Annotated in this window: 20 protein-coding genes and 2 pseudogenes; 11 read left to right on the plus strand and 11 right to left on the minus strand. The window is 72.0% G+C overall.

The features are described 5' to 3' along the window. Nucleotides 1–46: 46 nt before the first annotated feature. Nucleotides 47–1,153 carry an NAD(P)-dependent alcohol dehydrogenase gene (locus tag IEZ11_RS06605; RefSeq protein ID WP_189261616.1) on the minus strand — a complete coding sequence of 369 codons (1,107 nt, stop codon included), beginning with the start codon at nt 1,151–1,153 and terminating at the stop codon, nt 47–49. A 189-nt stretch (nt 1,154–1,342) separates the two neighbouring features. After that, the gene (locus IEZ11_RS06610; protein ID WP_189261617.1) at nt 1,343–2,161 is read right to left on the minus strand and encodes an IclR family transcriptional regulator; all 819 of its coding nucleotides are present in this window, start codon (nt 2,159–2,161) and stop codon (nt 1,343–1,345) included. Between the two features lie 105 nt (nt 2,162–2,266). On the opposite strand from IEZ11_RS06610, the gene IEZ11_RS06615 reads away from it, so the two are divergent. The 6 genes from IEZ11_RS06615 to IEZ11_RS06640 are packed head-to-tail and all read left to right on the plus strand — an operon-like array spanning nt 2,267 to nt 8,565. Then, entirely contained in the window at nt 2,267–3,607 is a 1,341-nt protein-coding gene (locus IEZ11_RS06615) for an ABC transporter substrate-binding protein (protein ID WP_229712829.1), read from the plus strand. Nucleotides 3,608–3,612: 5 nt separating this feature from the next. Continuing rightward, nucleotides 3,613–4,380, plus strand: coding sequence for an ABC transporter ATP-binding protein (locus IEZ11_RS06620; protein WP_229712830.1), 768 nt, complete (start codon nt 3,613–3,615; stop codon nt 4,378–4,380). Further along, the gene (locus IEZ11_RS06625; protein WP_189261619.1) at nt 4,373–5,140 is read left to right on the plus strand and encodes an ABC transporter ATP-binding protein; all 768 of its coding nucleotides are present in this window, start codon (nt 4,373–4,375) and stop codon (nt 5,138–5,140) included. Before IEZ11_RS06620 ends, IEZ11_RS06625 begins: the two co-directional genes overlap by 8 nt. Further along, complete coding sequence (locus IEZ11_RS06630; protein WP_189261620.1) at nt 5,137–6,015, plus strand: branched-chain amino acid ABC transporter permease; 879 nt, start codon at nt 5,137–5,139, stop codon at nt 6,013–6,015. Before IEZ11_RS06625 ends, IEZ11_RS06630 begins: the two co-directional genes overlap by 4 nt. Then, on the plus strand, nt 6,012–7,058 hold the full coding sequence (locus IEZ11_RS06635) for a branched-chain amino acid ABC transporter permease (protein ID WP_189261621.1): 1,047 nt from the start codon (nt 6,012–6,014) through the stop codon (nt 7,056–7,058). The genes IEZ11_RS06630 and IEZ11_RS06635 overlap by 4 nt, the downstream gene beginning before the upstream one ends. Before the next feature lie 4 nt (nt 7,059–7,062). Next, nucleotides 7,063–8,565, plus strand: a complete 1,503-nt coding sequence (locus IEZ11_RS06640) for an aldehyde dehydrogenase family protein (RefSeq protein ID WP_189261622.1) — start codon at nt 7,063–7,065, stop codon at nt 8,563–8,565. A 78-nt stretch (nt 8,566–8,643) separates the two neighbouring features. On the opposite strand, the pseudogene IEZ11_RS06645 reads toward IEZ11_RS06640, so the two are convergent. The 5 genes and pseudogenes from IEZ11_RS06645 to IEZ11_RS50590 form a co-directional block, all read right to left on the minus strand. Further along, nucleotides 8,644–8,778, minus strand: a pseudogene (locus tag IEZ11_RS06645) (type II toxin-antitoxin system Phd/YefM family antitoxin); the annotation flags it as partial. Between the two features lie 389 nt (nt 8,779–9,167). Beyond that, on the minus strand, nt 9,168–10,433 hold the full coding sequence (locus IEZ11_RS06650) for an alpha/beta fold hydrolase (protein WP_189261623.1): 1,266 nt from the start codon (nt 10,431–10,433) through the stop codon (nt 9,168–9,170). Nucleotides 10,434–10,647: 214 nt separating this feature from the next. Next, the gene (locus IEZ11_RS06655) at nt 10,648–11,307 is read right to left on the minus strand and encodes a response regulator (protein ID WP_189261624.1); all 660 of its coding nucleotides are present in this window, start codon (nt 11,305–11,307) and stop codon (nt 10,648–10,650) included. After that, the gene (locus IEZ11_RS06660) at nt 11,292–13,304 is read right to left on the minus strand and encodes an ATP-binding protein (protein ID WP_189261625.1); all 2,013 of its coding nucleotides are present in this window, start codon (nt 13,302–13,304) and stop codon (nt 11,292–11,294) included. The genes IEZ11_RS06655 and IEZ11_RS06660 overlap by 16 nt, the downstream gene beginning before the upstream one ends. Nucleotides 13,305–13,462: 158 nt before the next feature. After that, a pseudogene (locus tag IEZ11_RS50590) lies at nt 13,463–13,786 on the minus strand (IS1380 family transposase); the annotation flags it as partial. 242 nt (nt 13,787–14,028) lie between these two features. Here IEZ11_RS50590 and IEZ11_RS06665 point away from each other — a divergent pair. Together IEZ11_RS06665 and IEZ11_RS06670 are read left to right on the plus strand one after the other, a co-directional pair. Further along, complete coding sequence (locus IEZ11_RS06665; RefSeq protein ID WP_189261626.1) at nt 14,029–15,174, plus strand: serine hydrolase domain-containing protein; 1,146 nt, start codon at nt 14,029–14,031, stop codon at nt 15,172–15,174. A gap of 331 nt (nt 15,175–15,505) precedes the next feature. Continuing rightward, nucleotides 15,506–16,855, plus strand: coding sequence for a sialidase family protein (locus IEZ11_RS06670; RefSeq protein WP_189261627.1), 1,350 nt, complete (start codon nt 15,506–15,508; stop codon nt 16,853–16,855). 182 nt (nt 16,856–17,037) lie between these two features. On the opposite strand, the gene IEZ11_RS06675 is transcribed toward IEZ11_RS06670, so the two are convergent. The 3 genes from IEZ11_RS06675 to IEZ11_RS06685 form a co-directional block, all read right to left on the minus strand. Continuing rightward, on the minus strand, nt 17,038–17,541 hold the full coding sequence (locus tag IEZ11_RS06675) for a hypothetical protein (RefSeq protein WP_189261628.1): 504 nt from the start codon (nt 17,539–17,541) through the stop codon (nt 17,038–17,040). Between the two features lie 69 nt (nt 17,542–17,610). After that, on the minus strand, nt 17,611–18,297 hold the full coding sequence (locus IEZ11_RS06680) for a response regulator (RefSeq protein ID WP_189261629.1): 687 nt from the start codon (nt 18,295–18,297) through the stop codon (nt 17,611–17,613). Continuing rightward, on the minus strand, nt 18,294–19,574 hold the full coding sequence (locus IEZ11_RS06685) for a sensor histidine kinase (protein WP_189261630.1): 1,281 nt from the start codon (nt 19,572–19,574) through the stop codon (nt 18,294–18,296). The genes IEZ11_RS06680 and IEZ11_RS06685 overlap by 4 nt, the downstream gene beginning before the upstream one ends. Before the next feature lie 132 nt (nt 19,575–19,706). On the opposite strand from IEZ11_RS06685, the gene IEZ11_RS06690 reads away from it, so the two are divergent. From IEZ11_RS06690 to IEZ11_RS06700, 3 genes are all read left to right on the plus strand, one after another. After that, entirely contained in the window at nt 19,707–20,273 is a 567-nt protein-coding gene (locus IEZ11_RS06690; protein WP_189261631.1) for a class I SAM-dependent methyltransferase, read from the plus strand. Between the two features lie 224 nt (nt 20,274–20,497). Then, nucleotides 20,498–20,983 carry a DUF2975 domain-containing protein gene (locus IEZ11_RS06695; protein ID WP_189261632.1) on the plus strand — a complete coding sequence of 162 codons (486 nt, stop codon included), beginning with the start codon at nt 20,498–20,500 and terminating at the stop codon, nt 20,981–20,983. After that, nucleotides 20,983–21,204 (plus strand): helix-turn-helix domain-containing protein, encoded by a 222-nt coding sequence (locus tag IEZ11_RS06700; RefSeq protein ID WP_189261633.1) that lies wholly within the window; start codon nt 20,983–20,985, stop codon nt 21,202–21,204. The genes IEZ11_RS06695 and IEZ11_RS06700 overlap by 1 nt, the downstream gene beginning before the upstream one ends. 22 nt (nt 21,205–21,226) lie before the next feature. Here IEZ11_RS06700 and IEZ11_RS06705 read toward each other — a convergent pair whose 3' ends face one another. Continuing rightward, complete coding sequence (locus tag IEZ11_RS06705; protein ID WP_189261634.1) at nt 21,227–22,435, minus strand: cysteine desulfurase-like protein; 1,209 nt, start codon at nt 22,433–22,435, stop codon at nt 21,227–21,229. Between the last annotated feature and the right edge of the window lie 63 nt (nt 22,436–22,498).

Below are 22,498 nucleotides of genomic sequence, written 5' to 3' on the forward strand. Positions count from 1 at the left end.
CGCGGCTCAGGCGGTCATGCGGACGATCAGGCGGGCACGCGGACGATCAGGCGGGCATCCGGACGATCGGCTTGATGACGTCGCCGGAGTACGACGCCTCCAGCGCCTGCTCGATCTGGTCGAAGGCGAACCAGGAGACGAGGCGTTCCATGGGAAAGCGGCCCTGGCGATACAACTCGATGAGCGCGCCGATGAGTTGGGTACTGCGACCGCCGCCGCCGAGGACGCCCACGATGCGCTTGCCCCACAGGGTGGTGAGGTGGTCGAGGGTGAACTCGGCTCCCGCCGGGGCGCCGCCGATGAGCGCGCAGGTGCCGAGCATGCCGACCGAGTCCGCGGCCTGGCGCACGACGGAGAGGATGCCGGTGCACTCCAGGGCGTTGTCGGCGGGCCCGCCGCAGATGTCCTGGACGGCGGCGACGGGGTCCGTGTCGGTGGCGTTCACGGTGTGTGTGGCGCCGAGTTCCGCCGCCAGCTCCAGCCGGGAGGTGTGCCGGTCGACCGCGATGATCGTGGTCGCGCCGCTGTTGCGGGCCGCCATGACGGCGGCCAGCCCCACCGAGCCGGTGCCGTAGATCACGAGACTGGAGCCGGTCTGCGGGCGCAGCGTGTTCAGCACGGCGCCCGCTCCGGTGGACAGCCCGCAGGCCAGGGGTCCGAGCAGGTCGAGCGGGATGTCGTGCGGGACCTTCACCAGGCTGTTGGCCCGCGTCAGGGAGTGCGTGGCGAACGACGACTGGCCGAAGAAGTGTCCGTGGAGGGCGCCCCCGTCCGGGCGGCGCAGGGCGGAGGTCCCGGTGCCCGGCCGGACTCCGCCGACGAGGAGTTCGCCGAGCCGGGCGCAGTAACGGGGCTCACCGGCCAGGCAGTTGCGGCACTCGCCGCACCAGGGCCAGCCGATGACGACATGGTCGCCCTCCTGCACCGACGTGACGCCGGGACCCACTGCGGTCACGACACCGGAGCCTTCGTGGCCGAGCACCCCGGGGGCGGGGAAGGGAAGGTCACCGTGGCGTGCCAGGCCGTCGGTGTGGCAGATGCCGGTGGCCGCGATCCGCACGAGGACCTCGCCCGTGCCCGGCTCGTCCAGCTCGACGTCCTGGAGCCGGAACGGGCCGTCCTGCTTGTCGAAGACGGCGGCTTGTATACGCATGGCGGCTCCTGGGACACAGGGAACAGCTCCACTCAGCCTGTTCGCCTGGTGAAATAAGTTCCACAGACTGTGGCGGCGTGAGTCTGCGCCCGTCCGGAGCCGGTGTCAATGAACCGAGGTTGTACTGTTCCGTATGCAGGGATGTCTGTTTCAATTATTCGAACAACATCGCCTGCGTGTCCCTTCGGATCAGGCCTGCGGCCGATGACCGAGCCGGGTGGAGATCTCCGTCGTGGCCCGCCGCAAGGGGGCCTCCAGGCGCGACATGACGGATTCCACCGAGGCGTTCCACACCGTGAGGTGCACCGCGACGTTGACCGCGGCCACCACGGCGCCGGACCGGTCCCGCACCGGCGCGGCCAGCGACCGCAGCCCGGGCGCGAGTTCCTCGTCGTTGAGCGCGAACCCGGTACGCCGCACCCGTGCCAGCGCCACCATGAGCTGCTCCCGCGCGGTGATCGTCTTCGGACCCCGGCGGGCGAGATCCGTGCGATCGACCAGGTCACGCAGTACGGCCGGCTCCTGGTGCGCGAGCAGGACCTTGCCCATCGACGTGCAGTAGGCCGGAAGCCGGGAGCCGACGTGCAGATGGAGGCCCATGGCGAAGGTGCCCGCGCGCCCGCTGCGCCGCCGGTCCACGTACACGATGTCCGGGCCGTCGAGCACGGCCATGCTCACGGTGTAGCCGGTCTCGTCCGACAGGGCCTGCAGGAACGGCCCGGCGACGCGGGTGATCTCCATGGAGTTGATCGCCGCGAATCCGAGGTCGACGACCCGGGGCCCCAGGGAGTACTTCCGGGAGTCCGGATCCTGTTGCAGATAGCCGAGTTTGGCGAGTGTCGCCACGTACCGGTAGGTGGTGCTGCGGTTGAGGCCGACCGCGCGCCCCAGGTCGGAAATGCCCAGCACGGGACGGTTCTCGCTGAACGACGAGAGGATCAGCAGCCCACGTTCCAGGGACTGGGAGAACCCTGCGGCGGATGCCGACGGTGGTGTCGGTGTAGTCATGCCCGCAGGGTAGTGCCGATTGTTTCAATTATTAGAACGCCGCGTTGACTTTCGTGACAGCCACTCCTACGTTCCCCCCACCTTTGGTTCACCAGGAGGGCAAACATGCCTGAGTCTCCTATGTCCGAACCGTCTCCCGAACCCAGCAGACGCCAGATTCTGCGTACGGCGGGACTCGGTATGTCCGGACTCGCCCTGGCAAGTCCGCTGCTCGCCGCCTGCAAGGTCGGCAGCGGCGGCAGCGGCGGCAGCGGCGGAGCGGCCACGCTGAAGATCGGGTTCGTCAGCCCGCGCACCGGCGCCGCGGCCGGTTTCGGCGAGCCGGACGCGTACGTGCTCGGTCTGGCCCGCAAGGCCTTCGCCGACGGCCTGACCATCGGCGGCAAGAAGTACCAGGTCAAGATCATCGACAAGGACGGCCAGTCCAATCCGCAGCGCGGATCCCAGGTGGCCAACGACCTGATCAACGCCGAGGGCGTCGACCTGATGCTCACCACGTCGACGCCGGAGACGGTCAACCCGGTCTCCGACGCGTGCGAGGCCGCCGGCGTCCCGTGCATCTCCACCGTCGTCCCCTGGGAGGCCTGGTACTTCGGCCGGGGAGCCAAGCCGACCCAGAAGCAGGCCTACCGGTACACCTTCCACTTCTGCTTCGGCGTCGAGCAGTTCCACCAGGCCTACACGCATCTGTGGCCGCAGGTGAAGACGAACAAGAAGACCGGCGTCATGTGGCCCAACGACTCCGACGGCAACGCCATCCGGCAGGCACTGGGCCCCCTGCTGGAGAAGGACGGCTACGACATCGTCGATCCCGGCGCCTACACCGACGGCACCAACGACTACTCGTCGCAGATCGCCCGCTTCAAGTCCGAGCACTGCGAGATCTTCAACACCTTCCCCATCCCCTCCGACTTCGCCACCTTCTGGCGGCAGGCGGCGCAGCAGGGCTACCGGCCCAAGATCGTGCAGGTCGCCAAGACGGGCCTGTTCCCCTCCCAGGTCGAGGCGCTGGGCTCCATCGGCGTCGGCATCGCGGGCGGCGCCTACTGGACCCCGACCTTCCCCTACAGCTCCTCCCTCACCAAGATCTCCTCCAAGGATCTGGCCGACGGCTACCAGAAGTCGTCCGGCAAGCAGTGGACCCAGCAACTCGGCCCCAGCCTGGCCCTGTTCGACGCCGCCGCGGCGGCGTTCCAGGCCGCCACCGACCCCAAGGACAAGAAGGCCGTCGCCAAGGCGATCGCCGGTCTCGACGTGCAGACCCCGGTCGGCAGGCTCCAGTGGGGCAAGGGACCCAACGCCAACGTCGTCGCCACCCCCATCCTCGGCGGCCAGTGGGTGCAGGCGGCCAAGGGCAGTCCGTACAAGCTGGACTTCGTCCTGTGCGAGAACTCCAGCGACCCCAACGTCCCCGTCGCCGCGCGCCTGCACCCCTACACCTCATGAGCGCCGTGAGCACCCCGGCAGCCGACCCCACGAGGACGCAGGAGTCGCCGCCCGTCCTGGTGGGGGCCGGACTGACCCTGAACTACGGTGACCTGCGCGTCCTGGACGGCGTCGACTTCCACGTCGGCGCCGGCGAGGCGGTCGGCATCGTGGGCCCCAACGGCGCAGGGAAGACCACCCTGTTGAACGCCCTGGCCGGATCGGTCACACCCGACCGGGGCACCATCCGCCTCGACGGCCACGACGTCACGTCGATGCGACCGGAGCTGCGGTGCCGGCAGGGAATCGGCCGGGCGTTCCAGATCCCGCGCCCCTTCGGCGGGATGACCGTTCTGGAGAACGTCCTGGTAGGCGCCTCCTACGGCACCCGGCTGTCGCGGCGCGCCACCCACCGGCGGTGCGTCGAGGTCCTGGAACTCTGCGGTCTGATCGACCTCGCCAACCGGCGTGCCGAGAGCCTCGGCCTGCTGCACCGCAAACGGCTCGAACTCGCCCGCTCCCTGGCGACCGACCCGTGCGTCCTGCTCCTCGACGAGATCGGCGGCGGCCTCACCGACGCCGAGGCCGCCGAACTCGTCGGCACCATCAAGCAGTTGCGGACCCTCGGCATCAGCATCGTGTGGATCGAGCACATCGTCCACGTGCTGGTCCAGGTCATCGACCGCCTGGTGTGCATGGACGCCGGGCGCGTCCTCGCCGAGGGCGAGCCGCAGGCCGTCCTGCGCGACGCGCATGTCGTCGACGCCTACCTGGGAAGGGGCAGCCATGGCTGACCTGCTGCACATCTCCCACCTCGACGCCCGCCACGGACTCCTCCCGGCGGTACGCGACCTGTCGCTGACGGTGTCCGACGGCGAGGCGGTCGCCCTGGTGGGCGCCAACGGGGCAGGAAAATCAACCTTGTTGCGCACCGTGGCCGGGGCCCACCCGGCCGCCGGCGGAACCGTCACCTTCGACGGGGACGACATCACCGGCCTGGCGGCGCACCGACGCGTGACACGGGGCCTGGCCCTCGTACCCGAAGGCCGCAAGCTCTTCCCCGACCTCACCGTGGAGGAGAACCTGCTCGTCGCCGGCCGCCGCGCCAGGCCCGGACCATGGAGCGTCGACACCGTCCTGGACGCCTTCCCCCTTCTGCGGCCGATCCGCCACAAGAGGGCCGGCAGCCTGTCCGGCGGCCAGCAGCAGGCCACTTCCATCGGCCGCGCCCTGATGACCAACCCCAGGCTGCTGCTGGTCGACGAGGTCTCGCTCGGCCTCGCACCGGTCGCCGTCGATTCCGTCTACGAGTCACTCACGGCGCTCATCGCCGACGGCGCCACCGTCGTCCTGGTCGAGCAGGACCTCAGCCGCGCGATGTCGGTGGCGGACCGCGTGGTCTGCATGCTCGAAGGCCGCGTCGTCCTCGACACCCCCGTCGGCGAGGTCACCCGCGACCAGGTCACCGACGCCTACTTCGGCCTCGGCCGTGCCGGCACGACCTCCGCCCCGGTCGAGACACCGGCGGCCCACCCCACCCCGGAGCGGACATGAGCTGGATCAACGCCCTCGTCCAGGGTCTCTTCCTCGGCGGCCTGTACGCCCTCTTCGCCTGCGGCCTGTCCCTGCTGTTCGGCGTCATGCGCATCATCAACCTCGCCCACGGCGACCTCGCCGTCCTCGGCGCGTTCGGGGTCTGGTGGGTCTCCGACCGGGCCGACGTGTCACCGTTCCTGGCGCTGCTCGCGGTGCTCCCGGTGATGCTCGCCCTCGGCTACGCGCTCCAGCGCACCGTCCTCGCCCGCAGCCTGCGCGGCGGAGAACTCACCCCTCTGCTCACGACCTTCGGACTCGCCATCGTCCTGCAGAACGCCCTGCTGCAGATCTTCTCCCCGGACGTGCGCTCGCTGGGCCCGTCCGTGGGCTCGCTGTCGACCGGCAGCTGGAAGATCACCGACCAGCTGTCCGTTCCCTACCTCGGCGTGCTGATCCTCGCCGTGGCCGTCGGGGTCCTGGGCGCACTCCAGTTCCTGCTGCAACGCACCGGATTCGGCCGGGAGATGCGTGCCACCGCCCAGGACCCCGACACCGCGGCGCTCGTGGGCGTACCGGCGGCGTCCGTCTACGCCCGCGCCGCCGCGATCGCCGTCGCGGTGGCCGCCCTGGCCGGGACCTTCCTGGCCCTCCACTCCACCTTCGACGCCTCCAGCGGCCCGACCCAGCTCGTCTTCGCCTTCGAAGCGGTGGTCATCGGCGGTCTGGGATCCCTGTGGGGCACGCTGACCGGCGGCGTCGTCCTCGGCATCGCCCAGACCCTCGGCGCCCAGATCGACCCGCAGTACTCGATCCTCGCCGGGCACCTGGTCTTCCTCGTCATCCTGGCCGGACCCCGCGGCCGGTTCATCGCCACCCGGAGAGCCCACGCATGACCACAGCAGCCGCTCCCGCCCCGCCCGGCGCATGGTCCGTCCAGCGCGCCGGCCTGGCGTCCCGCATCGGTTCCAGCGCCCTCGTCCTCGTCGCGATCGCCCTGTTCGCCGTTCCCCAGATCCTCAGCGCGAACGTCGTCCAGCAACTCACCAGCCTGCTGGTCTTCCTCATCCTCGCCGTCATGTGGAACGCCCTGGCCGGATACGCCGGGCTCGTCTCGGTCGGCCAGCAGGCGTTCATCGGGTTCGGCGCCTACGGCACGATCTACCTCACCCAGCGCGGCATACAGCCGTACCTCGCCGTCGTCCTGGCATCCCTCGCCTCCGCCGTGCTCGCGGCGGTGCTCTCGCTGCTCGTCCTGCGGCTGCGCGGCGGCCAGTTCGCCGTGGGCACCTGGGTCGTCGCCGAGGCGATCGCCCTGTTCGTGATGCTCGACCAGAGCCTCGGAGGCGGAACCGGCGTCTCCCTCCAGGGGCTCAGCGGTTACGCCCCCGAGGTGCGCCGCGCCTTCACCTACTGGCTCACCCTCGCCTTCGCCGTCCTCCTGCTCGTCCTGCTCTTCCTCCTGCTGCGGCACCGCACCGGAGCGGCTCTGCAGGCGATCCGCGACGACGAGGACGCCGCCGCCTCGCTCGGCGTGCGGGTCAGACCGCTCAAGCTCATGCTGTTCGTCCTCGCCGGCTTCGGATGCGGCGCCGCGGGCGCCCTCACCCTGGCCAACACGCTCTTCATCCAGCCCCAGTCGATCTTCGGGGTGCAGTGGTCGGCGTACATGATCTTCATGGTGCTGGTCGGCGGGATCGGCACCTTCGAAGGGCCGATCATCGGCGCCGTCCTCTTCTTCGCCGTGCAGTACTTCTTCGCCGACCAGGGAGCCTGGTACCTCATCGGGCTCGGCCTGGCCGCCGTCGCCTTCGCCCTCTTCCTCCCGCGCGGGCTGTGGAGCCTGCTGAACGACCGGCTGCACGTCCAGTTGCTACCTGTCGGTTACCATCTGCGGCGGCAGGGGGCCCGTCCCCGGTCGTCATCGAGGGAGACTTGACCAGGTGAACGTTCCTGACCCCACGGCGACGGACGCGGGCCGTCCGGCCCGCCCGCTCACGGTGCGCCACCACATCGGCGGCGAGTGGACCGAGCCGCTGGGCGGAGGGACCTACCCCGACCACGACCCGTGGACCGGATCCGTCATGGCGACGGTCGCCGCGGGCGACGCCGAGGACGCCCGCCGGGCGGTGGACGCCGCCCAGGCGGCCTTCGCCGGGTGGGCCGACGCGCTGCCGGCCGAGCGACAGCGGGTCCTGCTGCGCGCGGGCGACCTCCTCGACCGCCGTCGCGAGGAGGTCATCGGCCTCCTGACGAGGGAGACGGGGTGCGGCCGCCACTACGCGACGGTCCAGCTGGACTTCAGCGTCTCCCTGCTCCGCCAGGCCGCCGGACTCCCCTACACCGCTGTCGGACAGGTGCTGCCCTCCGACATCCCCGGCACCCGGGCGCTCGCCGTCCGCCAGCCGGTCGGAGTCGTCGCGGCCATCGCCCCGTGGAACGCCTCCCTGGTGCTGTCCGGTCGCAGCATCGTCGGCCCGATCGCCCTCGGCAACACCGTCGTCCTCAAGCCGTCCGAGGAGTCGCCCCTCACCGGCGGCACGCTCTGGGCCGAGATCTTCGCCGAGGCCGGACTCCCGCCGGGCGTCCTCAACGTGATCACCCATGCCCCCGGCGACGCCGGCGCCGTGGCGGACGCGCTCATCTCGCATCCCGCGGTGCGCCGCATCAACTTCACCGGCTCCACGCCCACCGGACGCCGCCTCGCCGAGACGGCCGGCCGCCACCTCAAGCGCATCGTCCTCCAGCTCAGCGGCCAGAACCCGCTCCTCGTCCTCGCCGACGCCGACCTGGCCTACGCGGTCGACGCCGCGGTCTACGGCGCGTTCGTGCACCAGGGGCAGGTGTGCATGTGCGCCCGCCGTATCTACGTCGAGCGGCCGATCGCGCAGGAGTTCACCCGCCTCTTCACCGAGAAGGCGGCGGCGCTGCCCGTCGGTGACCCGCACGATCCTCGTACCGTGGTCGGACCGGTGATCAACAAATGGGCGCTGTCCCTCCTGGACCGCCGCGTCGAGGAGGCCGTCTCGATGGGCGCACGTCTCCTGACCGGGGGCACGGCCGAGCCGCCGTGTTACCCGCCCACCGTCCTGACCGACGTCCCCGAGGGCGCCGAACTCGCCTTCGACGAGACCTTCGGGCCGGTCGTCATCCTGGAGACGGTCGACGACGCCGACCATGCCGTGGAGCGCGCGAACGCCTCCCGCTACGGACTGACCGCGGGTGTCCTGACCGGCGGAGCCCATCGTGGACTGGACATCGCCCGCCGCCTTGAGGCCGGGATAGTGCATGTCAACGACCAACCGGTCAACGACGAGCCGAACATGCCCTTCGGTGGTGTGAAGGAGAGCGGCTGGGGCCGCTTCGGCACGGGTTTCGCGGCGGAGGAATTCACCGAACTCCGCTGGATCACACTGCGTGGGGAGCCTCGCGACTTCGCGTTCTGACGGGGCCGCAGCGGACTTCGGCCGATGACCGTCCTGGGCGGGGTGCCAGTAGCGGTACCCCGCCTGGACCGTGATCAACTCCGTCTCGGTGATGGAGTCGAGCAGGCGACGGGCGTTCCTGGGGGAGTGCGGGAGATGCACGGTGTCCGGCCAGGAGATGAGGTCCTCGTCCGGCAGCAGGACGGCGCTCCCCTTGCGGGAGGTGATGTGAACGCGTCCACTTCTCATGGTGTTTGGCGGCGCGGGACTCCGGAGGCGCAGCGGGGAAGCCGCGGAGTCTGGTGTGATTTTTGGGTGTCGGGGCGTCAACTCTGCCTGAACGGACTGAATCCACTGCCCGTGGGTTGGGCGTCCGGCGGTGGTCGGGGGAGCCCCAGCCCATCTGACCTGCGGCGGAGTAGGCGAGCTTCGCTGTCGCCCGCCGCCGGGGCGACTGCTCTGAGGATCGATGCCGAGACCCAGGGGCCGTACAGGGGCCGGGACGGCGTAGCCGTGTCCAAGCCGACGGTTTCTCCGGGGCGATCCGTTGCCCGCGTTTGCGGGTCGCGCGGCAGGGGCTGGTGCCCCAGAAAGCTCCCCCGGCCCGACCGCCCGTTCCGGACTCAGCCGGTGCTCGTCGGCAGCGGTTCGTCCAGGAGGAAGGCCCGCAGCAGTGCGGTGTAGCGGCGGGGCTGTTCGCCCGAGACGGAGTGTCCGGCTCCCTTGACGGTCACCAACGCGGAGCCTGCGAGGGTGTGGTGGTACTCGGCGGTCACGGCGGGCCTGATGAAGTCGCACTCCCCTCGCATGATCAGAGAGGGGACGCGCAGGGTGCGCAGACGGGGCCGGGGGTCGGGGAGCTTCTCGAAGTCCCTGACGGTCATCTGGTTGCTGTAGAAGCCCTGAGGGTTGTCGTGCGCGGTGGTGGGCGGAGCGGCCTCGCACGAGGTGCTGTCCTTTCCCTGGAGGGCGACTTCGTGCATCCAGTGGTCCACCTCGCCGTCGCCGACCAGCGCGTGCGCGGCGCCGGGGTTGATCCCCAGGAGCAGGCTCGCCGCGATGATGCGGGGTGCGCTGTCCAGCCGGTCGAGCCGGGCCTTCTGGGCGGGGGAGAGACGGTTCCAGGGTTCCCCGGCCCTGGAGCCGGGGTATTGACGGCCCCACAGCGCGCCCGGCGAGGTGAAGACCGCTTTGGCGACGTGTTCGCCATGGGCGGCCAGGTACTGGGCGGTGAGCGATCCGCCCCAGGACTGGCCGACCAGGATGATCCGGTCGGCACCGAGTGTGCGCCGGATCGCCTCCAGGTCGGCGACCTGGCGGGCGACGGTGTATCCGGTGACGTCCCGCAGCCGGGTGGAGCGGCCGGCGCCGAGCTGGTCGTAGGAGTAGACGTCGAAGCCGTCCGCCGCGAGTTCACGGCCCCCGGTGGGGACGCCCTCGCCGGGGGTACCAGGACCACCGTGCAGGAAGATCACCGGGGTCGGTCTGGCCTTGCCCGCGGCGGGGGCATGGACGTAGGCGATGCGTGAACCGGTCGGCAGATCCCAGAACCGCACGCCGGGCGGGGCGGGGGCGGCCGTCGTGGTGGGCATCGGACGCAGGACGGTGACGGCGGCGAGGACGGCGACGGCCGCGGTCAGGCCGGCCGTGAGGAACGCGGACGCCCGCCGCGCCGGGCGGCGGTCGAGGCCGAACAGGGCGAACGCCGCCCGGACCGGCAGCCCGCCGGCCAGGGCGCCGCAGACGAGACCGACGACGACCAGGACCGGCACGCTCGCGGTGACGAATGCCGCGGCCAGGAAACCTGCCACCGCCACGGCAGGGGTCAGCAGGAGCGCCAGGAACAACAGGGCACCGCCGGCGACACGGCGGAGAAGTATGCGTGACATGCCTTCGAGGCTAGAAAGCCGACGCGCGCTGTCCGTCCGGCTCAGGGACGGTTTCGGCGGGGGTGAAGGCCGCCGTGCGGCGGGGTGCCGTCCCCTCCTTGCGGCGGGGGAACCGGCTTGAGGTACGGCAGGCGCGGTGCCGCGCCAAGTGTCAGGGGCCGTCCGGCAGTCGGATCGACACTCCCGCGCCCGGCAGACACATCCGCACCCGCCCTCACCCCCCACCACCAGGCCTGATCAACCCCGTCTCATACGCCGCGATCGTCGCCTGCACCCGATCCCGCACCCCCAACTTCCCCAGCACGACCGACACATGGTCCTTCACGGTCGCCGCGCTCACCCCCAGCACTCCCGCGATCTCCGCGTTGGACAGCCCGCGCGCGACCTGCCGCAGCACTTCCGTCTCGCGCGGCGTGAGCGGGGAGAGGCGGGAGGGGTCCAGCGGGCCGGGCCCGTCCGTGAACCGGTCGATCAGCGTGCGGGTCACCGCCGGATCGAGCAGCGCGGCGCCCCCGTGGACCACCCGTACCGCGTCGATCACCCGCTCCGGCTCGGCGTCCTTGAGCAGGAAACCGGCGGCTCCGGCGCGCAGCGCGGCGAACAGGTACTCGTCGAGACCGAAGGTGGTGAGCACCAGAACACGGGTCGCGGGGCTGCGTTCGGTGATCGCGGCGGTCGCCGCGAGCCCGCCGATCCCCGGCATGCGGACATCCATCAGCGCGACGTCCGGCCGCGCCGACAGCGCGAGTTCGACCGCCGTGTCGCCGTCCGCCGCCTGCCCGACGACGCACAGGTCGTCTTCCGCGTCGAGGATCGCCGCGATCCCGGCCCGTACGACGGCCTGGTCGTCCGCGACGGTCACTCTGATCGCCATGGGAACGCCTCCGGGAGCCACACGCGGACCGCACCGCGGTCGGTCGTCGAGAGGGTACCGCCGGCGGCGTCCGTGAGGGCGCGCAGCCGCCGCTCCACCCCGGGAACGGCGGGTGCCGGACCGGAGACCTCCATGCCGTCGGGGAGCGTGCGCACGGTGAGGGTGACGCCCACGGCCATGAGCGCGGAGGCGGTCCGGTACGCGAAGACCTCCACGGCGGCGGGCAGCGGACGACGTGCTCCGACGTACCGGACGACGGCGCCGTGGCGCGCGGCCAGCGCGGTGATCCCGGAGACGGTGGGCGGAGGGGCGCCGTCGGCGTCGTCCCCTGCGCGCAGCCCGGACAGCAGGTCCCGCAGAGCGGTCAGCCCGGCGCGGGCCTCTTCCCGTACGGCCCGCAGATCCCCCTCCTCCGCCGCGGCGACGACCGCCCGCGCGTGCCGGAGCGCCGTGTCCCGCAGCCCGGCGGCGAACAGCAGACGCTGCGCGGACACCGCCGCGTCCGCCTCCCCGTCGAGCAGGACCCGCCGCCGGGTGTCCGCGGCCCACAGCCGCTCATGCCGCCGGGCGGTCCGGCGCCCCCACGACCAGACGGCGAGGGCGGGGAGAACCAGCACGCCCGCCAGCACGGCCCAGGCCACCGTACGGCTGCCGGTGATGCCGCTGCCGCTCGCCAGCGCGAGCCCGCCCACGGCGGCCACGGCGAGCGGCGCGAACAGGCCCCGGCGCCAGGGCAGACGCAACCCGACGCTGTGGACGAGAGTCAGCTCGACCCACCCGTACACCAGGAAGATGTCGCTCACCGGCGGCTGGGTCCAGCCCGTCCGGTCGCAGGTCCACCACAGCAGCAGCGCCGACAGCACCGCCGCGAGCGCGCGGCCGGGCGCCCGTGAACGCCAGGCCAGCGGCACGGCGTGCAGGCCCGACAGCACGACGGTCACCAGCGCGGGCAGCAGGCCGCCGAACGGGGCCGGTACGTCGGCCGACAGCAGGCTCGCACCGAGCGACAGTGCGATCGCCAGGGCCACCAGCGCGTAGTCGAGCGCGGCCGTCCCACGCCACCGGGGCCACCGGCGGAGGGGAAGAACCGTGCCCGCAGGCAGCGAGGCCCGCACGCGCCAGCCCGCTCCCTCACCATGAGGTCCGGCCCGGAACGTCCCGCCCGTCGCGGTGACCGTGACCGCCAGCCCAGCGAGACCGCGTCCGGTGCCGAGGCCCGGCTCGACGGCCGTACCGCCGTCGTCCGTGACGGTGACGACGAACAGGTGATCGCCGCCGGCCCGTACGGGCTGGTCCCGGTCGTCCGTCGGGTCGATCCGGACGCGCACGGTCGCGCCCTCGGCGTACCGAGCCGCGTTGGTCAACGCCTCCCGGACGACCCGGTACGTCGCTTCCGTACTGCCCGCCGGTGCCTCGTCGACCGTGCGCCGGTAGTCCACCGCGTGCGCGGCGGCCAGCGCGTCGACCTCGGTGAAGCCGGCCGCGGTCGCGTCCAGCTCGGTGAGGCGCTCCAGTTCGCGGACGGCCTCCCGGCCCGCCTCGTCGGCGTGGCGCAGCGCGTCACCGGTCCGTTCCCGGTCGGCGAGCCTGAGCGCGGCGCCCGCGGCCACCACGATCCCGGTCAGCCGATGCGCGGCCACGTCGTGCAGCTCCGCGGCCAGCCGGTCCCGTTCCGCCAGCGCCGCGAACAGCGGGACCGCCGCCGTGCCTGCCTCGTACTCCGCCAGCGCGGACCGGCGGGCCGACCGCCGCCTGCGGGAGCGGCCCGTCGCCCAGACGACCGCCACCACCCCACCGGCCGTCAGCGCGACCCCCGCCACGTAGTGCGGCGGTTCACCGCGTACGGCGGGGATCGCGGCGACGGCCAGCGTGAGCACGACGGCTCCCGTGAGGGAGGAACCGGCGGTCCTGCGTACGGCCAGCAGACGAACCATGATCAGTGAGCAGACCGCCGCGACGAGGGAGAGGACCCATACATGCCCCGCGAAGCCGTTCATTGCCCCACGCCGACGGCGGGCGACGGCTCGACGCTCTCCATTCCGGCAGACTAATCGGCTTTCTCGGTAGCGGTGAGGAGACGTCGTCGATCGTCGACTGGCGCGTGGTCGGGGTGTTTTCACCGCTCGGGCACAGCGAGGTCGGTGGCCTGCAGTCAGGCGACTTCGCGGGACCGGGCGCGGGCCCAGCGCGGACAAGCCAGTGCCTTCCCGTCGGTCGGCGAGCACTCTCCAGGCCGTCGGTGTCGAGGCGACGGGGCTGAACATCCCTGCCCGGTTTCGCAGTACGGCCGGATCGGCAATGGCTTCGCCACCGCCAGGCCGGTGGTGGTCCTGCCTGGATCATGTCCGGTCCCGCGCGGCCGAAGCGGCCGTGACCCGGCCGAGTGCGCGGGAGAGGGCGGTGGCATCGGCGAGATCCGCCGGCAGCCACGCCTCGGCATGTCCGACCCCCCCCGCCCTCCGCCCGGATCGGCAGAAATCCCTCAGCGAGGTTCATCGCCCCAGGTCAGGAAGGCACTTTCGCGTTACCACCACAACAGCCGCCGCGCCCGGCGGAATCGGCGAGGCCAGGGAAACCCCCGATCCCGGCCTCGGGGTGGCCGGACCGTTGTTCAGGGAAACCCCTTCGTCCCCCGGGTGGATTTGTCGTACTGGCGTGGACGGCACCATCGTCCACGCCGCTACGACGGGGATCACAGGAAACAGTGAGGGCGGGAGAGCGATGAGGGGCTCACGATTCGGGATGTCGGCACTGCTGACGGTGTGCGCGCTGGTTCCCACGGCGGGCGGTGCGGTCGCCGCACCGTCCGCCGCGGCACCGGACGGCACCGCGTTGCAGGCGGCGCTGGACCGGGTGACGGCGACCGGCGCGGTCGGCGCGGTCGCCGAGGTCCGCCAGGGGGACGCCGTATGGCGTGGCAGCAGCGGCAGGTCCAGGCTGGGCGGCCGGCAACCGGCCCCCGTCGACGGCCGCTTCCGCGCCGGAAGCGTCACCAAGACGTTCACCGCCACCGTGGTGCTCCAGCTGGTGGGCGAGGGACGGCTGCGCCTGTCCGACACCGCCGAGCGGTGGCTCCCCGGCCTCGTCCCCGCCCCCGGAGGCGACCGGATCACGGTCCGGGATCTGCTCCAGCACGCCAGCGGCCTGCCCGAGTACACCGACGGGCTGCTCGACGGCGACGTCCCCCGTGACCGCTTCCGCACCTGGACAGCCGCCGAACTGGTCCGACGGGCCGTCAAGGACGGAGACCGGAACCGCCCTCTGCTGTTCCCGCCGGGCACCGACCACCACTACTCCAACACGGACTACATCGTGCTCGGCATGATCATCGAAAAGGTCACCGGCCGCTCCTACCGCACCGAGATCGACCAGCGCATCATCCGGCCCCTCGGACTCCGGGACACCCGCCTGCCGGGCTCCTCTCCCTTCCTCACCGGGCCCCACTCCCACGGCTACGAACCGGTGGAGAAAGGGGACGGGACACTCGTCCCGGTCGACTACACCACCGTCAACATGTCCGTCGCCGGTGCTGCCGGCGAGATCATCTCCAGCACCGCAGACCTCGACCACTTCTTCCGCACCCTGCTCACCGGCGGCCTCCTGCGCCCGGCCGAGCTGCGCGAGATGACCGCCGACCCCAGCGGCGGCGGCTGGGGACTCGGCCTGGAGATCGCCACGCTCCCCTGCGGCACGATCGTGGGCCACGGCGGCGGCACTCCCGGCTACCGCACCGTCTCCTTCCACACTCTCGACGGCACCCGCCAGGTCACCGTGGACTGGACCGACTGGGGCACCGACGCCGACGCCGACGCCGACGCCGGCCCCGCGGCCCTCGCCCTGATGACCACCGCCCTGTGCCCCGCGTAGCCGCCAACGGCCGAACTCCTTGCCTGGCCCGCAACGAGGTAGCAGTCGGAAACGGTGGGCTGACGGCGCTCCTGGAATTCGGCCACCCGGTCGTCGGCTCCCCCTCAGAGTTGCCAGTCCGCTGATCAGGACCCGTGGCATGTCACTCGTTCCCGCGGATGACTCTTGGTGCGTTCCGTCAGACCACGGACGGCATACCACGGGTCGATGACAAGGCGCGGTGAAGCGCGCACCATCAGCCATGACCTCGACGTGTGAGCCGGATGCCCTCGCCGAGGCGGCGATCGGCGGGCCAGAAGGGACCTTTGCCATGGGAGCATTCGATCGAATCGTGTCGCGGCGAACCTTCGCTGGTGTGCCGGTGTCGGTGTTGTCGTGGATGGCGGCCCGCAATCTGCCACGGACGACGACGCCGGCGAGGCGAGAAGAAGTCAAGGCGCCCGGCAACACACGGGTCACCGATGATGCTTTCGCCGCGTGCATCGAACCGGTCGTCGCGGTCGATCCACTCGATCCGCACAACCTCCTGGCCGTCTGCCGGGTGTTCGTCGGAGCCGACATCGGCGTAGCCGCGTACACGTCGTTCGACGCCGGCAGCACCTGGCGCGCGCGGGGCCTGCTGCCCGGCCTGGTACCGGACTTCGACGGCAATCCGACCGTGGCCTTCGACAGCCGTGGCCGCGCGTTCGTGTGCTGTGTCGTGGCCACCCAGGGGCCGCCGCGCCACGGTGACGTCCTGATGTGGCGCAGCGACGACGGTGGGCGCGGTTTCCGTCCGTCGACCACGGCGATCGCGGGTGGCGCTGGGCTGGTGGACCATCCCAGCCTCACGATCGGCACCGGAAGCCACCGCACACCCGCGCCTCTGTACCTCGCCGCGGGGATGTACGGCACCGCCGACGACGGTGTGGTCATCGCCCGCTCCACCGACGGCGGCCGGACCTTCCAGCCCCCGCGTGCACTTGATCCGGCCGCAGGCGCCAGGGCCATCGCCCCCGTCGCCGCCGCCGGACCGGACGGCTCGCTCACCGTCGCCTACTTCACCCCCTCCCCGAGTGGTGACGTGCTCATCAGAGCTGTCACCTCCGGCGACCACGGCGAGACGTTCACGGAGCCGTTCACGGTGGCCGGGGTGCCGGCCATGGCGCCGGGTCTGGGAGACGTCACCGCGAAGAGCGGCCCGGCTCTTGCGGCTGCGGCCGACGGCGGTCTCGTGTGCGCGGCCGTCACAGGCTTCGACGACGCGACCGGGATGTCGCGACTGCTGCTGACGACATCGGCCGGCCCCACCGACCCCACACCGACGTGGAGTACACCGATGACCGTGGCGGCCAGTGACGAGACGGTCTACCTGCAACCCCAAGTCGCCATCGCCGACGACCACCGCATCGCGATCTCCGTCTATGCCCTGTCCCTGGCAACACTGCGCATGGACGTCCTGCTCCACATCTCGGATCCGGTGCCGGCCGCGTCCGCGCAACCCGCCTTCGGGCCGCCGCTGCGCGTCACCACGCGGGCCTTCGATCCCCGGCAGGCCATCGACACCGGCAGCACGCACTGGCTCGGCAACTACCAGGGACTGGCCGCTGCTCCCGGCGATGTCTTCCACCCGGTCTGGACCGACACGCGCACCGGCCGTGCGCAGATCTTCACCGCCGCTGTTCGCCGGCCCCGCGCCTGACCCCCGGACAAAGGCGAGCTTGTGCACGCCTCTGCCCGCTCCCTGGAAGGGTGTGCGCGGCCCGGCGTCGCCCTGTCGCCCGGCACGTCGCCGAACGCGACCCTGCCGGTCGTCGGCGCAGGTGAGTCCGAGCGCATCAGGGCCTGGGGCTCATTTCGTTGCTCCTTCGGCGTGGATCCCGGTCACACCCCGCTTGGGCTGCGGGCGTGAAGTACAGCGAGCTTGAGGCGGACGTTCTCCGGCTGATCGTCGGGGGCACCGAGGGCAGTGCTCGTGCCTTCGGCGAGGAGACGGTCACCCGTCTGGTGCGGCCGGAGCTGCTGCGCGGTGCGGCCGAGGACGAACTCACGGAAGAGGCCCGGGCTGCACTGACCACCGCGTGCGCGGACGTCCTGACGATCAGCGCCGCCGAGCTGCACGACGCGCTCGCGACGATCTATGACGGCATCCTGGCCGATGACGATCTGGACCCCGGAGTCCTCACCGCCATCATCGTGTTGGCGCACCGGCAGAGCTACCCGGAGCAGAACCGGCGCGGCGAGCTCTACGAACTCGCCATCCGCTCCGTCGAGGACATCGACCACGAGGTGTCCGCGGATCTCGACGACTTCCTCGCCACACCGCAGATGACGGCCGAGCACGAGCGCATCCGGCGGCTGCCGGCCCCAGGCGCGAAACAGCGGCACCGGACCCGGTGCGGCTGGTCCCGGCCGTTCGCGAACCCCGGTCTCCGTCGCGGGCGGTCTGCCGGGCAGTCAGTCCCCGGCCCGTACCAGCCCGCTCTCGTAGGCGAAGATCACCGCGTGGACGCGGTCGCGGAGGCCGAGTTTGGTCAGGATGCGGCCGAGGTGGGTCTTCACGGTCGTCTCCCCGACGAAGAGGCGGTCGGCGATCTCGCCGTTGGCCAGTCCCCGGGCGACCAGGGCGAGGACCTCCCGCTCCCGCTCGGTGAGCGCGGCCAGGCGGCTGCGCTGGGCGGGCGCCGACGTGGGGGATCGCAGGACGAAGCGGTCGACCAGGCGCCGGGTCAGCGAGGGCGCCAGCACGACCTCGCCCCGCAGCACCGCCCGGACGGTCACCAGGATCTCCTCGGCGGGGGCGTCCTTGACGAGGAAGCCGTTCGCGCCGGCACGCAGGGCCGCGTAGGCGTACTCGTCGAGGTCGAAGGTGGTGACGACGAGGATCCGGGGCCCATGGGGCTGCGCGCAGAGCTGCTCGGTCGCGGCGAGCCCGTCCAGGCCGGGCATGCGTACGTCCATCAGGACGAGGTCCGGCTCCAGGGCGGCCACACCCGCGATCGCCGCGTCGCCGTCGGCGGCCTCGCCCACCACGGTGAGATCGGGCTGGCTGTCGATGACCATGCGCAGTCCCATCCGGATCAGTTCCTGGTCGTCGCAGATGAGCACCCGCGACGACGACGGGGTGGGGGGCGGGCCGGTCATGGCGTCGCCTCGGCGGGCTCGGGCTCGGGCTCGGTGGGGCGCAGGGAGGCGGTGACCCGGTAGCCCCCGTCGGGTGTGGGGCCGGCGTCGACGCTCCCGCCGTACAGGGCGGTGCGTTCGCGCATGCCGGTGAGTCCGTGACCGCAGGGGAGCAGTCGGACGGGGTGCTCCGGGACGGCCCCCGGGCCCGCTCCGGCCGAGTTCTCCACCCGGACCCGGACCAGCCGTCCGGGCCCCTCGGTACCGGTGTCGACCCGGACGCGGATCGTGGCGTTCGGCGGCGCGTGCTTGACGACGTTGGTGAGCGCCTCCTGCACGATGCGGTACGTCTGCACGGTGAGATCCGCCGGAAGGCCGCCCGGCTCTCCGCGGAGGTCCAGCCGGGCGCGCGTGCCGTTCGTGTTGAGGCGCCCGACCAGCCGCCGCAGATCGGCCGCGAGGGACTCGCCGGCCCCACCGTCGCCGGATCCGGGTCCGGGGTCGCCGGCCGGGGCGTCCGCGTCGGGGGCGCGCAGCACCTCCAGCAGCCGGCGCAGTTCGTCCAGGGCGTCGCGGCCGGTCGCGCTGATGACGCCGAGGGTGCGGTCGACGACCGTGGGGTCGGTGTGCCGCATCAGCCTGCCGCCCTCGGCGTTCAGCACCATCACGCTCACGCTGTGCGCGAGGACGTCGTGGATCTCGCGGGCGATGCGAGCCCGCTCCTCGGCGACGGCGACCCGGGCCAGGGCGAGGCGTTCCGACTCGGCGAGCGCGGCCCGCCGCTCGAACTCGGCGACATAGGCGCGCCGGGCACGGACGTACTCGCCGAACACCCAGGCCCCGGCCAGCAGCAGCCCCACCGCGAGCGGGGTGAGCCAGGCGCCGCGGGCACCCGGGCCCCCGTAGTCCCGCTGCCAGGCGGGAATCCACAGAACAACGCAGCCGGCGGCACAGATCACCGTCGCCGCGGCGGCCCGGCGCAGGCCGCGCACCGTGAGGGTGGCCAGGACCGCGGCCAGGGCGACGGCGCCGCGTCCCGGTTCCTGTCCCCACACCTGTCCGAGGTACTGCGCCCAGAACCCGGCCGTCACCAGGGCCGCGACGAGCACCGGCCGGCGGCGGCGCCACAGCAGGGGCAGCACCAGGGCGGCGTACACGGCCGCCTGTGCCCAGACGGGCCGCCAGCCCGGCTGGGGGCGGATCACCGGGGGCACGGCAACCAGCACGACCAGCAGCAGGTCCGTCAGCCACGGATGTCCGCGCCGCAGTCGGGGCAGGGTCTCGATCAGCCGTTGCACCGCCTCACGCTACGGCCGGGGACCGGTCCCCGGCATCGTCCTGGCGGGCGTCACGGGGTCCTCCCGCAGTCGTACGGACACCGGCCGGGGATACGACGCGCGGCCACCCGGGGCGTTTCCACCATGGCCGCCATGTCGATCACCACCGAGTTCCTCAGACGGCCCCTCATGACCGGTGCCGTGGCGGCCAGTTCACGACGGCTGGCGTACGCGATGACCGAGGGCATCGGCCTGGAGCGGGCCCGGCTCGTCGCCGAACTCGGCCCGGGGACCGGGGTGTTCACCGACGCGATCCTCGCCCGGCTGGCGCCCGGCGCCCGGCTTGTCGCCGTCGAGCTCAACCCGGTGCTCGCCGCGCGGCTGTCGGCCACCCGGCGCGACGCACGGCTGACCGTGGTCCAGGGGTCCGCGGCCGAGCTGGCCGCGGCGGTGGGCGAACCGGTCGACGCGGTGGTCTCCGGGCTGCCGTGGACGGTCATGCCGCAGGACCGGCGCGGGCACATCCTGGATGCCGTGTCCGAAGTCCTGGCGCCCGGCGGCCGGTTCACCACCTTCGCGTACCTGCACGCGGCCTGGACTCCGCCCGCCCGTCACTTCACCGCCGAACTGGCCTGCCGTTTCGACCGGTTGGAACGCTCGAAGACGGTGTGGACCAACCTGCCACCCGCTTTCGTGCACCGGGCCACCCGGAGGCCATGACCGCGAGCAGGCCCGCGAGAGCGAGGACCGCGACACCGAAGACCGACGCGAGGGGCCCTCGACCGCCACGGTACGACCGGATCGCCGGCAGGATTCCCGGTCGACAGCTCAGGGGGCGAGCAGCCCGCCGAAACCCTCGAAGCCCGCGGTGGGCGGTCGCCGCCCCTTGCTTCGTCTATCGATAGTCGATAGATTCCCATCGTGAGTCGATGGGATGGTGGGTCATGGGAAAGCTGACAGTGGGGGCGCTGCGGGCGGTGCTCGTGGTGGTGTTCGTCGGCACCGTGTTCGTGCAGGCGGGGATGGTGTGGGCGTTGGTCGCCAAGCCGGCGGACGGGGCGCTCCCGTTGACCCCGTTGCGTGTGATCGTGATCCTGGGCATGGTGTCGGTCCAGGTCGCGGTGGTCTGCGTGGGGCGGCTGGTGACGATGGTGCGACGCGGAACCGTCTTCTCCCACGCCGCCTTCCGGTACGTGGACGGTGTGATCGGTGCGATCGTGTCGGCCGCCCTCGTGTGGTTCGCGGTCACGGCCCTCAACGCGCCGGGCCAGCGGGACGACCCGGGGGTCAGCGTCATCATGGCCGGGATCGGCGTGGCCATCCTGGGCGTCGCGCTCATCGTGCTCGTACTGCGGATGCTGCTCGCCCAGGCCGTCGCGCGGGACGTCGAAGCGGCGCAGATGCAGGCCGAGTTGGACGAGGTGATCTGATGCCGATCGTCGTCGACATCGACGTCATGCTGGCCCGGCGGAAGATGTCCGTGGGCGAGCTCGCGGACCGCGTCGGGATCACGCCCGCCAACCTGGCGGTACTCAAGAACGGGCGCGCCAAGGCGGTGCGCTTCGCGACGCTCGCCGCCCTCTGCGAAGTGCTCCAGTGCCAGCCGGGCGACCTGCTGCGCTGGGAGGTGGAGGACGCCGCGGTCGGCTGACGCACCCCTGCCGCCTCATGGGTCAGAGGAAGGCGGCGAGGCCGTCCAGGAGCCGGTCCACGTCGTCGGGGGTGTTGTAGGGGGCCAGGCCCGCCCGTAGCGCGGGGCCCTGGAGCTTCAGCGCGGTGAAGGGCTCGTGCGCGTAGAACGATCCCGCGGGTGCCAGCACGTCGCGTGCGGCCAGGTGGGTCTGGGCCTCGCGCGCGTCGCGGCCGTCGAGGGTCATCAGGACCGTCGGGGTGCGGTCGGGGGCTTTCGAGTGCAGGGTGACGGCGTCGCCCAGGGCCTCCAGGCCCTCCTGGAGCCTCGTGCGCAGCGACTGCTCGTGCTCGTGCAGGGAGGCCAGGGACCGCGCCAGACGCTCTCTGCGCGAGATCTGGGTGCCCGACGTGCCGGGGTCCGTCGCGGCGAGGAAGTCGACGGCCGCGGTGGCGCCCGCGAGGATCTCGTAGGGGAGGGTGCCGAACTCGAAGCGTTCGGGGACGGTGTCGGGGGAGGGCAGGAGCTTGTCCGGGCGCAGGTTCTCGAGGAGTCCGGGGGCCGCCGCGAGCACTCCGCAGTGCGGCCCCAGGAACTTGTACGGCGAGCAGACGAACAGGTCGGCTCCGAGGGCGGGCACGTCCACGAGGTGGTGCGCGGCGTAGTGGACGCCGTCGACGTACACCAGGGCGCCGGCCTCGTGGGCCCGGTCGGCGATCGCGCGGACGGGCGGCTTGGTGCCCAGCACGTTGGAGGCGGCGGTGACCGCGACCAGCCGGGTCCGGGGGGAGAGGGCCCGCTCGTAGGAGTCGAGGTCCAGTTGCGCGGTGTCGGCGTCGATCTCGATCCAGCGGACCGTCACTCCGGCGCGCTCGGCCGCCTGGACCCAGGGGCGGACGTTGGCGTCGTGGTCCAGGCGGCTGACGATGATCTCGTCGCCCGCCTGCCAGGTCTTGGCCAGATGGCGCGAGAAGTCGTAGGTGAGCTGGGTGGCGCTGCGGCCGTGGACGATGCCGTTCGCGGGCATGCGGAGCAGGTCGGCGTAGGCGGAGCGGAAGTCCGCGACGGCGTGCTCGGCGTTGAGTTCGGACGGGCCGATGGTTCCCCGGTTGGACAGGGGGCCGGTCAGCGTCGCGGCGATGGCGTCGGCGACGGGGCGTGGGGTCTGCGTGCCGCCCGGACCGTCGAAGTAGGCGAGGCCGGTGGCGAGAGAGGGGAAGTGGGCCCGCAGGGCGGTGAGATCGAGAGCCATGGTCTCGGCTTTCTGTCGGGCGGAGTGCCGGGCGTCGGGGTGCCTTTACTCTGGCGTCCACCT

This window comes from Streptomyces fuscichromogenes (assembly GCF_014645815.1).
Lineage (GTDB): Bacteria > Actinomycetota > Actinomycetes > Streptomycetales > Streptomycetaceae > Streptomyces > Streptomyces fuscichromogenes.